This is a genomic window from Acidisoma silvae (assembly GCF_020618775.1).
GTDB classification, from domain to species: Bacteria; Pseudomonadota; Alphaproteobacteria; order Acetobacterales; family Acetobacteraceae; genus Acidisoma; species Acidisoma silvae.
The window spans coordinates 165,868-180,159 of record NZ_JAESVB010000005.1 but is presented as its reverse complement, the minus strand read 5'-3'; the positions used below and the strand labels follow the sequence as shown (position 1 = coordinate 180,159).

The following is a 14,292-nucleotide window of genomic DNA, read 5'->3' as shown; positions in this document are numbered from 1 at the left end:
GCCCGTTATTATAACGATAGATGCGGCGCGGTTATGAGCGCTCTCGCAACGATGATATGAATGACATAAGCAAGACAGACGGAGAGAGGGGGAGGGCCATGCGCTGCCGGCCCTTGCCCCCTGCCGCCGTCGATGATGAGTCTGATGCTGCAAGAGCGGAGTGGATATTCATGAGTGACGGTCGGCTTGTTATCGGCTCGCGACGCTATTCCTCCTGGTCCATGCGGGGCTGGCTGCCCGTGGCCGCCGCCGGCCTGGACGTGTCCGAAATCGTCATCCCGTTGCAGGGCGGCAATACCGAGGGCGTGAAGGCGCAGTCGCCCAGCGGGCTCGTGCCCTATCTGGAGCATAACGGCGCTCGCATCTGGGAAAGCCTTGCGATCATTGAATATTGCGCGGAATTCGATCAGACGCTGTGGCCCAAGAAGCGCCGGGCGCGGGCTTTGGCGCGGGCCATCGCCGCCGAAATGCATGCCGGCTTTCGCGCGCTGCGCCAGGCCATGCCGATGAATCTGGGCCGTGACGACTATGCGGGTTTGGGCCAGACGGAATTCGCGCTCGAGGATATCGCGCGCATCGAACATGTCTGGGCGGAAGCCAAGGCCGAGTTCGGCCAGGCCGGACCCTATCTTTTCGGGGAGCGGTTCACCGGTGCCGATATCATGTTCGCGCCCATCGTCGCCCGGTTCCTCACCTATCAGCCGCCGCTCAAGACGCTCAGCCAGGATTATTGCCAGGCCGTGCGCCAGCATCCGCTGGTCGATGCCTGGTACAAGGCGGCGGCCGAGGAGCCGGACGAATGGAAGATCGAGAAATACGAAACACTCCGTTAAACGCGGCCGAAAGCCGGGCTGGCAGGGAAGGGCGCTGCGGCGCCCTTTTTTGTGACTTGATTAGGAAATGATCGTTTCTTAATATCCCGCCATGACGCAGATGATCGATGACACTGGCGCGCGCAGCCCCGGGCGGCCGCGCAATTTCGATATGGCCGAGGCGGTGGATCGCGCCGTGCTGGTCTTTCGGGAGCGCGGCTATCAATCGGCCTCCATCGACATCATCAGTCGCGGCACCGGGCTGACGGCCGGCAGTCTGTACAAGGCCTTCAAGGACAAGAAGGCCATCTTCGCGGCGGCCTTCGCCCGCTATCAGGCGCAGCGGCTGGCGGCCATCGCGGAGAGGCTGGCGGACGCGGAGAGTGGGCGCGCGCGCATCGCGGCGCTGCTGGACCTGTATCTGGATGCGGCCAGCGGCGCGGAAGGCGAACGCGGCTGCCTGGTGGTCGCCAGCCTTGCCGAAGCTTCCGGCCTGGATGCGGATCAGCGCGCCGCGCTGGCGGCGGCCATCGGCGCGAATGAAGCGCGGCTGCGGGATTTGCTGCGCCAGGGGCAGGCGGATGGCTCTGTCCGCGCGGATCTCGATGTCGCAGCGGCGGCCGATGTGTTGCTGGCGCTGCTTCAGGGCATTCGGCTGTTGGGCAAGCTCAGGCCGCCGCGCAACCGCGCGGGCTTCATCGCGGCGGCACTCAAAATCCTCGACTAAAAACAGACAGAATGGGACGGATCATGCGTGAGCGAGCGGCGGCGCCGGACGGCTTCAGCCATCACTTTGAAACGATGCAGGGGCGGCGGCTGCATTATGTCGCCGGCGGGGATGAGCGGGCAGACCCGCTGGTCCTGATCGCCGGCTATCCGGAAAGCTGGTACGCGTGGCGGCGGGTGATGCCGCTGCTGGCGGGGCGCTTTCGCGTCATCGCCATAGACCTGCCGGGCCAGGGCGATTCCGACAGGCCGATGGACGGCTACGATACCGGGACAATAGCCGGCACGGTGCATGACCTGCTGCGGCAAATCGGCCTTTCCCGCACGGGATACGGATTGGTGGCGCATGATATCGGCGCCTGGGTCGCCTTGCCCTATGCGCTGCGTTTCGCCTCTGAAGTACGAAAGCTGGTGCTGATGGATGCCGGCATTCCGGGCGTGACCTTGCCGGACAGCCTGCCGACGGCGCCCGATCGCGCCTGGCGGACCTGGCATTTTCCCTTCCATGCCGTGCCTGACCTGCCGGAACTGCTGATCGCGGGCCGCGAGCGCGTCTATCTGGATTGGTTTCTGCGCCGCAAGGCGGCTGATCCCTTCACCTTCAGCGAAGCCGATTTGGATGAGTATGAGCGCGTCTTCACCCAGCCCGGCGCCTTGCGGGCGGGTCTGGCCTTCTACCGCGCCGCCGCCCTGTCGGCCGAGCAGAACCGCGACCTGACGGCACAGGGCAAGTCGCTTGTGCCGGTCCTGGCGCTGAGCGCGGATCAGGGGTCCATTCCCGATATGGCCGCGCCTTTGCAGCCTTATTTCACCGATGTCACCGGCGCCCGTTTGGTCCGCTGCGGGCATTTCCTGCCCGAGGAACAGCCGCAGGCGGTGGCCGATCATCTGCTGCGTTTCTTTGGGTAAACCAAGTTCGGGTGGCGGTTTCGGGCGCTGTCATCCGGGGTGCCTTGCAGGGCGGCCGTGCGCGAGACCCTTTCTCTTCTAGCGCAGTCATGCTCTAGCAACGAAGCACTTGGAAAGAACGGTTCGCTTGATCACCCAGGCTGGAGTGACGAAGGGCATTGGCCCGCGCTATATGGCGGCACGATGCTTTGTCATCCTGGCGGTCGCCATCGCCATGGTCGGCAGCAGCGCTCCTTCGCCCATCTACGGCGTCTATGCGCAGCATATGCATCTCAACCATATGATGCTGACGGTGATTTACGGCTTCTATTCGCTGGGCACCGTCGCCGCACTCTTTCTGCTCGGCCGTATTTCCGACCGTATTCCGGATCGTCGCGTGCTGCTGATCGTGGCTTTGTGCTGCGCCATCCTTGGCGGCATCCTGATGGCCTTGGCAGGCAATGTGCCTGTCATGCTGATCGGCCGTTTCTTCGCCGGCATGGGCACGGGCTGCATCATCGGCCCGGCGACGGCGGCCCTGGTCGAACTCGACCCCGCGCGGGACCGCGTGCGTGCCGCCATTGTCGCGACAGTCGCCGTCACCGCCGGCATTACCAGTGGCGTCGTCATCACGGCGGCGGCGCTGGAAGAACGCTTCGCGCCGACGCTGACGTCTTTTGTCGTCATCATCGTCGTTGCCAGCATCACCATCGCGGCCCTGCTTCTGGTGCGCTGGGTGCCGCACGACGTGGCACCCGCGACTGTGCATCCAACCGCGCAGGCCAAGTCCTCGATGGGGGCGATGATCCGCGAGGCCGGCGCCGGTTTCTGGATTTCCTGCGCCGGCATGGTGACGGCCTGGATGGTCGGCGGCTGCTTCCTGGCGCTGGGCGCGATCTTCGCGCGCCAATTGGCCGGTATTCATGATCCGGCCATCGCCGCGCTGACGGTTGCGGTCTTTCAGGTCGTCGCCGGCTGCGTGCAGCTGGGCGGCCGCAACCAGCCGCCGCGCCGGCTGCTGATGGCGGGCGCCGTCTTCATGATGACGGGTCTGGTTCTGGCGACGCTGGCGGCGGCGATCGACAGCGCCGTTCTGTTCTGCATCGGCGCGCTGTTTACCGGCATGGGCTATGGCGGCGGCTTTTCGGCCTCCGCCGCCATCGGCAATCGCAGCGCCCCGGCGCGGGCGCGGGCCGCCATCGTGTCGCTCACCTATATCGCGGGCTATCTGGGCAATTTGATCCCCGTCATCTTGCTGGGCGTGATCGCCGATCTGTTCGGGCTGTTTGCGGCGATCACGGTGCTGGCGGCCGGTGCGGTGCTTCTGGGCGGGTCGCTCATCCTCGCCGTGCGCCGGCTGCCCGCCGAAACCTAGCGTTTGAGTTGATCCAGCATATCGCGGCAGCCGCCTTCAGCGGCGCGTGGAATGGACCTTCACGTTCGCTGGCTGCCGCATGGACTGCCAGGAGGCGGCAGCCGTTATGCCGGCCAGCAGGATCAGGCTGCCGGCATAGGCATCGGTCACGGTTTCAAGACCGAGATGACGCACCAGGGTTCCGGCCAGCATCGCGGGAATGCTGAAGGCCAGATAGCTCATCACGAAATAGGCGGCCATGAGGCCGGCGCGCTCATGCGCCTCCGCCTGCGGCAGGACGGAGCGCAGCGCGCTTTGAAAGACCAGGCCCAGCCCCATGCCCGAGCAGAAGGTTCCGGCGATCAGGATGCCCGTCAAAGCCGCATGAACGCCGAGCAGGGTGATGGCCAGCCCCACCGCCAGCGCGCCTGAACCCAGCAGCAGCGTGACGGCCGGGGTCATGGTGCGGAACAGAAGAATGGCGAGCGTCGCGCCCGCCGTCAGCGTGAAGACGACCGTGCCGCCTAGGATGACGCTATGGCTGCCCGTGACCATGGCGGCCAGCGACGGCCCGAGCGACAGATAGAATCCGCCCAGGGCCCAGGCCGCGATATTGGCGGGTGCGACCCGGACCATGATGCGATGCGCGGCGCGGGGAATACGGATGCTCGGCACCAGGGAGGCCAGCGCGCCGGCCCGGCGGCTGATGGTTTCCGGCAGCCAGGCTACAATCGCGGCGAGGAGCAAAAAGAGAAGCAGGAGAAGGATAAAGATCAGGCGTAGGGGGAAGGGCGCGTATGTCACCAGAAAGCTGGTGCCGAGCGCGCCGCAGCCCATGCCAAGGACCGGCGTGAGGCTGTTGAGCAGCGGGGCGCGGGAATGGCCCACATCCAGGACAGCGGCCGGCACCACGCTGGCCGCCGCACCGCTCGCCAGGCCCTGCAGCAGCCGGGCTGCGATCAGCATGCGCAGGTCGGACGCCTCCGCGAAGACCAGCATGGCGACGGCTTCAAGTGCCAAAGACCCCAGCATGACCGGGCGGCGGCCGAGATGGTCGGACAACGAACCCGTCACCAGCAGCGCGGCCAGGAGCGCCAGCGCATAGATGCCGAAGACCAGCGTCAAGGCGGCTGGGGAAAAATCCCAGGCCTTGCGATACAGGCTGTAGAGCGGCGTCGGCGCGCTGGAGGCGGCGAAAAACCCCCAGGATGTCACCACATAGGTGATAAGGGCGATACGCTTTGCCAGCGGGTGGCGGGCTGGCATTGGATGATGCGTCATTCAAGGGTCTCTGGAGACAGGGGCTAGTGCGGGAGCATGAAATCCCAGCCTAGCCTTTTCCGGAGACCGTTGCGAATGACAGTCAGCGACCGAGCGCTACCAGCGCCTGCCGGGTCGCTTCCGTCAGCGGGGTCGGCAGGTCATCCAGCGCGAACCAGCCGAGGTCTGACAGCGCTTCCGGCTCCTGCAAGACAGGCTCGCCGTCATAGGTTTCGATCAGGAAAACGGGCGAAACCCAGTGCTCGCCGGCCGCCCGGTCAATTTGGTTGACAACGCATAGCAGGCGTTCGGGGCGGATGCTGATGCCGATTTCTTCGAGAATTTCACGGGCGGCGGCATCCTCCACGCGCTCGAAAGCATCGACCTTGCCGCCCAGCAGACCCCAGCAGCCGGCTTCGGGCGCGCGCCGGCGTTTTGCCAGCAACAGCCGGCCATCCTTCAGAATGGCCGCGCCGCAGCCGACACGCGGTAGAGACATGGATCGTCAGGCCGCCTGCGCGAGGTTCTGATGCAGGGTGAAGGATGCCTGGGTCTTTTCACGCACCTCGTCCACCGTCACGCCCGGCGCCAGATCAACCAATGTCAGTCCAGGACGGCCTGACGCGGCCCGGCCGACGTCAAACACGCAGAGATCGGTGACGATCAGGTCCACCACGCCCTTGCCGGTCAGCGGCAGGGTGCATTCGGTCAGGATTTTGGCCTCGCCCTTGGCGGTATGTTCCATCAGCACGACAACGCGCTTGACCCCGGCGACGAGGTCCATCGCGCCACCCATGCCCTTCACCATCTTGCCCGGCACCATCCAGTTCGCAAGGTCGCCGTTCTCGGCCACCTGCAAAGCGCCCAGGATGGACAGGTTGATATGTCCGCCCCGGATCATGGCAAAGCTTTCGGCACTGTCGAAGAAGCTGGTCGTCGGCAGTTCCGTCACCGTCTGCTTGCCGGCATTGATGAGGTCTGCATCTTCCTCGCCCTCGTAAGGGAAAGGCCCCATGCCGAGCATCCCGTTCTCGCTATGCAGAACGATCTGCATGCCTTCGGGGATGAAATTCGCCACCAGCGTCGGAATGCCGATGCCGAGATTGACGTAGAAACCGTCCTGCAATTCCCGCGCGGCGCGGGCTGCCATTTCGTCGCGTGTCCAAGGCATGGTGTCACCCCCGTTTTGCTGTCATCCACGGACTTGGTCCGTGGATCTACCCGGTTAGCTAGATGCCCGGCATGAAGCGCGGCCGGCTAGGCCGGGCATGACGATAATAAAGCAGGCGTCGCTGTCGTCAGGCCGCGCGCTTGCGCGTGGTGCGTTGCTCGATCCGCTTGTCCACGGCATCCAGTTTCACGATGCGCTGCACATAGATGCCGGGCGTGATGATATGGTCCGGGTCGAAGCCGCCGGGTTCGTGCAGCTCCTCAACCTCGGCGACCGTCGCTTTCGCCGCTGTCGCCATCATCGGGTTAAAATTGCGCGCCGTCTTGCGGTAGATGAGATTGCCCTCGGTATCGCCCTTCCAGGCATGAATGACGGCGAGGTCACCGAAGATGCCGCGTTCCATGACATACCAATGGCCGTCGAATTCCCGCGTCTCCTTGCCTTCCGCGACGGCCGTGCCGTAGCCGGTGCGGGTGAAGAAGGCGGGAATGCCCGCGCCGCCGGCGCGGATGCGCTCGGCCAGCGTGCCCTGCGGGTTGAATTCGATTTCCAGCTCATTGGCCAGAAACTGCTGCATGAACAGCTTGTTTTCGCCCACATAGGACGAGACCATCTTCTTAACCTGCTTGGTTTCCAGCAGCACGCCCAGGCCCACGCCGTCGATGCCGGCATTGTTGGAAACGATGGTCAGCCCCGTCACGCCGGCCTCACGGATGGCCGCGATCAGCGCGCTCGGGATACCGCAGAGGCCAAAGCCGCCGGACAGGATCAGCATGTCGTTCTTGAGGAGGCCGGCCAGGGCTTCCGTCGCGGAGGCATGAACTTTGGACAAGGCCATCAGCCAACTCTCCCGTCGATGTCCCGCCTTTCCGGCGGATAGTGCCTTAGCAGGTAGACCATCACCGCGATGGAGGGAAGCGTCGCCAGCGCCGTCATGATGTAGAAGCCGTGCCAGCCGAGCGCCGGCACCATGAAGCCCGACAGGCCGCCCACGGTGCGGGAAGCCAGCGCCGCGATGGAGGACAGAAGCGCATATTGGGTCGCGGTATGGGCCAGGGAACAGAGGGAGGAGAGGTAGGTGAGGAAAGCAGCGTCGGCCAGGCCTTCGGCGAAGGATTCCACCACGGCGGTCGCAGTCAGAATGTGGTGCTGCCCGGCCGAATAGGACAGCAGCACATACATGAACATGCAAAGCGTCTGAAAGCAGCCGGTGATGAGCAAAGCGCGGCCGGTGCCGATGCGCGCCACCAGCCACCCGCCCAGCAGCGCGCCGATCAGCACGGCGGCGAGCGAGATCGGGCCATTGGCGACGGCGACCTGCACGCGGTCGAAGCCGAGATGCCGGTAGAGCGGCACCAGCATGGTGCCGGCCAAAGCCTCGCCCAGGCGGAACAGCACGATGAACAGCAGGATGACCACCGCGCCCCGGCGCGTGAGGAATTCCTGCAAGGGCTCGATCACCGACCGCGCGAAGCGCTGCGCGAAGGACACATGATCCGCCAGCATATGGACGACGGTCGCGTCCTGCTTCGGCTCCCGCGCCAGCAGGGTGACGACAGGCCCTACCAGCGTCAGCGCCGCCATGGTCGCGAAGACGCCATGCCAGCCTAAGTGCGAGACCAGCGCGATAGCGCCGGACCCGGAAATCAGCATGGCCGCGCGATAGCCCCAGACATAGCCGGCCAGCGCCGTGCCTTGCCGGGCCTGGGGAAAGGTTTCGATACGCCAGGCATCGATGATGGTGTCCTGGCTTGCGGAACAGAAGGCGAGGATGGCGGCGAAGGCGATGAGCAGCGCGGGCTGCGCCGGGCTCGCCAGCACCATCAGCAGGCAGGACAATGTCAGCAGCGGCTGCACCGCCATCAGCCAGCCGCGCCGGCGGCCGAGGCCGCGCAGAAATCCCGGCGCGCCATTGTCGAAGACCGGCGACCACAGGAATTTCAGGGAATAGGCGAGGCCGATTTCAGCGGTCAGGCCGATCAGCTTGAGGCTGACGCCGCCTTCCGACAGCCAGTAGCGCAGCGTGAAGCCGGACAGCAGCAGCGGCAGGCCGGAGGCGAAGCCGAAACCGATCATCAGCCATAGCCGGCGGTCGGCCAGCATGGCGGCGAAGGTCGGTCGGGACTCGGCGGGAGAAATCGCGGATTCGGTCATTCGCGTAAGGTGTCATGGGGCCTCCCATGATGTCATCCGCGGACTTGTTCCGCGGATCTACCCAGCGTCGCGCCCCGACGTTGTCCTGGCGCCGCAGCGGGTAGGTCCCCGGCATGAAGCCGGGGACGACGATTGTAGGTGTGGTTGGAAAAGAATCAGCTTTTCCAGCCGCCGCCGAGAGCCTTGTAGAGGGTGACGAGGTTTTGCTGCTCGGCGAGTTGCAGCGTGATCAGGTTCAGCTTGGCGCTGAACAGGCTTTCCTCGGCCACCAGGACGGTCAGATAGGCGTCGATCCCGGCCTTGAAGCGCATCGAGGACAGGTCGTAGTTTTTCTGATCGGCCGCGACCAGCGCCTGCTGGGCCGCGATCTGGTCGGCATAGGTCTGGCGCGACACCAGGGCATCCGAGACGTCGTGGAAGGCGGTCTGGATGGTCTTCTGGTAATCCGCGATCTCCACCCGCTTTTCGACTTTCGCGATGTCGAGATTGGCGAAGTTCGATCCCGCGTCGAAGATCGGCAGCGTGATCTGCGGCTCGAACAGCCAGCTGCCTTGTCCTGCGCTGAACAGATCGTTCAGCGCATTGCTGGCCCGGCCGCCGTTGGCGGTCAGAGAGATCGAGGGGAAGAAGGCAGCTCGCGCAGCGCCGACATTGGCATTGGCGGAGAGCAGCGTGTGTTCCGCCGCGCGGACGTCCGGCCGGCGCGTCAGCAGGTCGGACGGAACGCCGGCCGCAAGTGCCGGGAAGGTCGGCTCGGAGGAGAGGACGTTCACGGCCTCCATCCGCTGCTCGACATCGGCCGGGATCGGCGCGCCGACCAGCAGCACCAGCTCGTCCATGTCTTCCGCCACGGCGCGCTGATATTGCGCGACACTGGCCTGGGCGGTGCGCAGCGTCACTTCTGCCTGTGCCTCGTCCAGCGCCGTATCCGTGCCGTTGGCCAGCAGAAGCTGGGTCAGGCGCACGGAATCCGCCTCGCTTTTCACGGTATCCTGCGCGACGGTCAGGCTCTGCCGGTCGGCCAGCCAGGCGAGATATTCGGAGACGACCTCGGCCTGTAGCGTCAGCTGCGTGCCGATTACCGTCTGCTCATTCGCGAAGGCGGTTTCGCGGGCCGATTTCGCCTTGCTGCGGATCTGGCCGAACAGGTCCAGCTCCCAGGAGACGGCTTCCGCGCCCAGGCTGTAGTCGCGGGTGTTCAACTGGCCGCTGGTGCCAGTGATATTGCCCGGCGTCTTCGAGGCCTCATAGCCGGCATCGGCGTCGATGGCGGGGAAGAGGCTGGCGCGGTCCACCCCGTACTGCGCCTGGGCGCTCTGCACGTTCAGGGCCGCGACGCGCAGGTCACGGTTATTCTCCAGCGCCAGGCGGATGAGGTCCTGGGCCACCGGATCGGTGAAGAACTGCGACCAGCCAAGATCGGCGGCATTGGCGCCGCCGATTGCGGTAGCCGACTGGCTGGCGGGGCCCGCCGGCCAGGTCGGGGCGACCGAACTATCGGGACGGTGATAGTCCGGGATCAGGCTGCACCCGGCAACGGAGAGCAGGAGAAGGCTGCTGAAGCCTAGGCGGCGCACGCTCATGCTCAATGCTCCTTCGCCGGGATAGGATGATGCTTGCCCTCGATCGGCCGCGGCTTGACCCGGAAGAGGCCGAGAACGGTGACGAAGAAGACGGGCACGAAGAAGATCGCGAGCACGGTCGCCGACAGCATGCCGCCGACGACGGCGGTGCCGATGGCGATGCGGGAGGAAGCACCGGCCCCCGTCGCGATCGCCAGCGGGAAGGTGCCGCAGATGAAGGCGATGGAGGTCATCAGGATCGGTCGCAGACGTTCGCGGGCCGCTTCCAATGCCGATTCCACCAGGGACATGCCGCTGTCGTAGAAATGCTTGGCGAATTCCACGATCAGAATGGCGTTCTTCACCGCCAGACCGACCGTCGTCAGCATGCCGACCTGGAAGTAGACGTCGTTGTCCAATCCACGCAGCGCCGTCGCCGCCATGGTGCCGATGAGACCCAAAGGCACCACCAGCATCACCGCGAAAGGCACGGGCCAGCTTTCATAAAGCGCGGCCAGGCAAAGCAGCACGACCAGGACCGAGATGGCGTAAAGCGGCCCGGTCTGCGATCCCGCCTGCACCTGCTCGTAGGAGAGGCCCGTCCACTGGAAGGTGATGCCCTTGGGCAGTTTCGCGACCAGCTTCTGGATTTCGGCCATCGCCGCACCCGAAGACACACCTGGCGCAGGCGCACCCTGGAACTCGAAGGAGGTGAGGCCGTTATAGATCTCGACCTTCTGCGGGCCTGTCACCCAATGGCCGCTGACGAAGGTGCTGAGAGGCACCATGCCGCCGCTGCTGTTGTTGACATACCATTTGCCGATGTCGGAGGGCAGCATGCGGGCGCTGGCGACACCCTGGACATAGACCTGCTTCACGCGGCCGCCGCGCATGAACTGGTTGACGTAGTCGGAGGCGAGCGCGCCCTGGATGGTGTCGTTGATCGCCGCGATCGAGACGCCATAGGCCGAAGCCTTTTCGCGGTCGATATCGAGCTGGTACTGCGGCGCGTCGTTCAGGCCGTTGGGACGCGTCGCCATCAGCAGCGGGTCTTTCGCGGCCATGCCGAGCAGCTGGTTGCGGGCGGCATAGAGTGCCGCATGGCCGAGATTGCCGGCATCCTGCAACTCGAAGTCGAAGCCGGAGGCATTGCCGAGTTCCAGCACCGCCGGCGGCTCTAGAACGAAGACCTGTCCTGCGCGATTGCCGAAGAAATGCTGGTTGATCGCCATGGCCACGGCAGCCGGCGTCTGGTCGGGGCGCGTGCGCTTTGACCAGTCTTCCATACGGATTGCGATGAAGCCGGCATTCTGCGCGCGACCCGCGAAGTTGAAGCCGGTGACGGTGAAGACGAGCTGCACGGTGCCTTTTTCGTGCTCCAGCGTCCATGCGGTCACGTCATGAAGCAGTTCCGAGGTTTGCTCGGCCGTCGCCCCCGCCGGCATGGACACCTGGCCGAGCAGAAGACCCTGATCTTCGTTCGGCAGGAAGCCTGACGGCATATGGGTGAACAGATAGCCGGCGCCGACGACGATGGCCGCGAAGACGAACATGGTGATGGGCGAACGGCGGATCATGCCGCTGACGCCGCGGCCATAGCCTTTCCGCGCCCGCTCGAAACCACGGTTGAAGATGGCGGCAGGGCTATTGCCGACCAAGGGGTCGCTGCGGCGGGGTTTCAGGATGGTGCCGCAGAGCGCCGGGGTCAGGATCAGCGCGACCAGCACCGAGAGCGACATGGCCGAGATGATGGTGATGGAGAACTGGCGGTAGATGACGCCGGTGGAGCCGCCGAAGAAAGCCATCGGCAGGAACACGGCGGACAGCACGAGGGCGATGCCGACCAGCGCGCCGGAGATTTCCTCCATGGACGCGATGGCCGCCTCGCGCGGCGACAGTTTCTTTTCCTCCATCAGGCGCTCGACATTCTCGACGACGACGATCGCATCATCGACGAGCAGGCCGACCGCCAGAACCATGGCCAGCATGGTCAGCGTATTGATGGAATAGCCGAGGATATTGAGGACGCCGAAGGTGCCGAGCAGCACGATGGGTACGGCGATGGTCGGGATGAGCGTCGCGCGGAAGTTCTGCAGGAAGATGAGCATAACGACGAAGACAAGGGCGATGGCTTCCGCCAGCGTCTTGATAACGTCTTCAAGCGACAGCGTGATGTAAGGCTTGCTGTCGATCGGGTAGGTCATCTGGACTCCCGGCGGGAATCGCGTTTGCAGCGTGGCCAGTTCGGTCTTGACGGCCTTTTCGACGTCAAGCTGGTTGGCGCCCGGCGTCAGCTGAAGACCGATACCGGAAGCCGGATGGTTGTTATAGAGAGCGGTTGCGCTGTAGCTCTGCGCGCCCAATTCGACATCGGCGACATCGCTCAGCAGCACGCGGGAGCCGTCGGTCTCGACCTTCAGCAGAATGGACTTGAACTGGCTGGGATCGGTGAAGCGGCTGGGGCCGACGATGAGCGCATCCAGGCGCTGGCCCTTGGTGGCCGGCAGGCCGCCCAATTCGCCCGAGGAGACCTGGACGTTCTGCGCGGTGATGGCCGCCGTCACGTCGTCGATGGTCAGGCCGTATTTATAGAGCTTGTCGGGATCGACCCAGATGCGCATGGCATATTCGGAGCCGAACAGCGTGTAATTGCCGACGCCCGTAATCTGGGTTAGCGGCGTTTCCAGGTTGGACGCGATGTAGTCGGCAAGGTCATGCTGATCCATGCTGCCGTCGGTCGAAACCAGGCTGACGATCAGGAAGAAGTTGCGCGACTGCTTGACGACCGAAATGCCTTCCTGGGTCACCTCTGTCGGCAGGACGGACTCGGCCAGCGACAGCTTGTTCTGTACCTGCACCTGGGCAATGTCAGGGTTGGTGCCCTGCTTGAAGGTGAGGTCGATTTCCATCGTGCCGTTGGCCTGGGCCTGGGAATTGACATATTCCAGGCCGTCCAGACCGGTCATGTCCTGCAAGATGGGACGGATGACGGTATCGGCGACCGTCTCGGCGGAAGCGCCGGGATAGGTCACGGTGATGGCGATTTCAGGCGGAGCGATGGAGGGGAACTGCGAAATCGGCAGCTGCAGGATGGAAATGGCACCCATCATCATAATGACGATGCCGATGACCCAGGCGAAGACTGGGCGATTGATAAAGAAACGTGACACGGTGTTCTATCTCGCCCCGATCAGAACTTGGCTGTTTCGTCGACAGGCGCGACGGTGCCCCCATCCGAGACGCTGAGCAGCCCGTCGACCGCGACGCGGTCACCGGGCTTTAGCCCGCCGGTCACGATCCAGTTGGCACCGACGGCGTCACCGGTCTGGATGACGGTCAGATGCGCCTTATTGCCGCTGTCGAGGATAAAGACCGTCGGCTCGCCTTTGGTGTTGTGGGAGACGGCCTGCTGCGGCACCAGGATGCCCTTGGCGTCCACGCCCTCCGTCAGCTCGCCGCGCACGAACATGCCGGGCAGAAGAACGCGCTTCGGATTGGCGACGAGTGCGCGCAGGAGGACGGTGCCCGTGGTCGGGCTGACCGTCACTTCGCCGAATTGCAGCTTGCCCTGGATGGGATAGGCGCTGCCGTCGTCAAGCTTGATGGAGACGGGGGCGGTGCCGTCGGCCTCAAGCTGGATCTGTCCGCTCGCTGCCGCCGCTTCCAGGCTCAGCAGCGCGGTCGCGGGCTCGTTGACATCGATATAGATCGGGTCGAGCTGGGTGACGGTCGCCAGCGCCGTCGTCTGGTTGGCGGTGACCAGCGCGCCGGGCGTCACGGCAGAGGCGCCGATATGGCCGGCGATGGGGGACAGAACCTTGGTATAGGTCAGGTTGATGCGGGCCTGTTCCAGCGCCGCCTTGGCGATCAGGATCTGCGCCTCGGCTTCCTTGGTGGCGGCGACGGCATCGTCATAATCCTGGCCGCTGACGGCCTGGGCCTGAGCCAGCGGGCGGTAGCGGGCGGATTTGGCGCGCGCGGCCACAAGCGACGCCTGGTCATAGGCCAGCGTCGCGACATCGCTGTCATAGGTCGCCTGATAGGTGGCCGGGTCGATCTGATAGAGCTGCTGCCCTTCGGTGACCTCGCTGCCTTCGGTGAACAAACGTTTCAACAAAACGCCGGTCACCTGCGGCTCGATGGCGGCGGTCATCACCGCTTCGGCGCGGCCGGGCAGTTCGATGGTGCGCGTCACCGGCTGCGTTTTGATGGTGACGAAGCCGACCTGGGGCGGCGGCGGGGCGCCCTGTGCGGCGGTTTTCTTGTCGCAGGCCGAGAGGGAGAGGGCGATCGCCGACAGGCTGACGGCAGCCCGCAGTCCAAAGCGGCGTGACGAAGACGGAGTAACAAAATTCAACATTCGTC

12 protein-coding genes are annotated in these 14,292 nt (G+C 64.8%); 4 read left to right on the top strand and 8 right to left on the bottom strand.

Annotation, left to right across the window (positions count from 1 at the left end; genetic code table 11):
* Positions 1–170 precede the first annotated feature (170 nt).
* From ASILVAE211_RS13345 to ASILVAE211_RS13330, 4 genes are all read left to right on the top strand, one after another.
* Positions 171–833 carry a glutathione S-transferase gene (locus ASILVAE211_RS13345; RefSeq protein WP_227321823.1) on the top strand — a complete coding sequence of 221 codons (663 nt, stop codon included), beginning with the start codon at positions 171–173 and terminating at the stop codon, positions 831–833.
* Between the two features lie 91 nt (positions 834–924).
* A complete protein-coding gene (locus ASILVAE211_RS13340; RefSeq protein WP_227321822.1) occupies positions 925–1,539 on the top strand; it encodes a TetR/AcrR family transcriptional regulator in 615 nt (204 codons plus the stop codon).
* 23 nt (positions 1,540–1,562) lie between these two features.
* A complete protein-coding gene (locus tag ASILVAE211_RS13335) occupies positions 1,563–2,447 on the top strand; it encodes an alpha/beta fold hydrolase (RefSeq protein ID WP_227321821.1) in 885 nt (294 codons plus the stop codon).
* A gap of 127 nt (positions 2,448–2,574) precedes the next feature.
* Positions 2,575–3,801, top strand: a complete 1,227-nt coding sequence (locus tag ASILVAE211_RS13330; protein WP_227321820.1) for an MFS transporter — start codon at positions 2,575–2,577, stop codon at positions 3,799–3,801.
* Between the two features lie 36 nt (positions 3,802–3,837).
* Here ASILVAE211_RS13330 and ASILVAE211_RS13325 read toward each other — a convergent pair whose 3' ends face one another.
* From ASILVAE211_RS13325 to ASILVAE211_RS13290, 8 genes are all read right to left on the bottom strand, one after another.
* Entirely contained in the window at positions 3,838–5,061 is a 1,224-nt protein-coding gene (locus ASILVAE211_RS13325; RefSeq protein ID WP_227321819.1) for an MFS transporter, read from the bottom strand.
* Positions 5,062–5,143: 82 nt separating this feature from the next.
* Positions 5,144–5,539, bottom strand: coding sequence for an NUDIX hydrolase (locus tag ASILVAE211_RS13320; RefSeq protein WP_227321818.1), 396 nt, complete (start codon positions 5,537–5,539; stop codon positions 5,144–5,146).
* 6 nt (positions 5,540–5,545) lie between these two features.
* Positions 5,546–6,211, bottom strand: a complete 666-nt coding sequence (locus ASILVAE211_RS13315; RefSeq protein ID WP_227321817.1) for a CoA transferase subunit B — start codon at positions 6,209–6,211, stop codon at positions 5,546–5,548.
* A 127-nt stretch (positions 6,212–6,338) separates the two neighbouring features.
* Positions 6,339–7,049: a CoA transferase subunit A gene (locus tag ASILVAE211_RS13310; RefSeq protein WP_406566062.1), complete on the bottom strand. Its 711-nt coding sequence runs from the start codon at positions 7,047–7,049 to the stop codon at positions 6,339–6,341.
* On the bottom strand, positions 7,049–8,365 hold the full coding sequence (locus ASILVAE211_RS13305) for an AmpG family muropeptide MFS transporter (RefSeq protein ID WP_227321816.1): 1,317 nt from the start codon (positions 8,363–8,365) through the stop codon (positions 7,049–7,051). The genes ASILVAE211_RS13310 and ASILVAE211_RS13305 overlap by 1 nt, the downstream gene beginning before the upstream one ends.
* Before the next feature lie 155 nt (positions 8,366–8,520).
* Entirely contained in the window at positions 8,521–9,948 is a 1,428-nt protein-coding gene (locus ASILVAE211_RS13300; RefSeq protein WP_227321815.1) for an efflux transporter outer membrane subunit, read from the bottom strand.
* A gap of 2 nt (positions 9,949–9,950) precedes the next feature.
* Positions 9,951–13,097, bottom strand: a complete 3,147-nt coding sequence (locus ASILVAE211_RS13295; protein ID WP_227321814.1) for an efflux RND transporter permease subunit — start codon at positions 13,095–13,097, stop codon at positions 9,951–9,953.
* A 20-nt stretch (positions 13,098–13,117) separates the two neighbouring features.
* A complete protein-coding gene (locus tag ASILVAE211_RS13290) occupies positions 13,118–14,284 on the bottom strand; it encodes an efflux RND transporter periplasmic adaptor subunit (protein WP_227321813.1) in 1,167 nt (388 codons plus the stop codon).
* Positions 14,285–14,292: the final 8 nt, after the last annotated feature.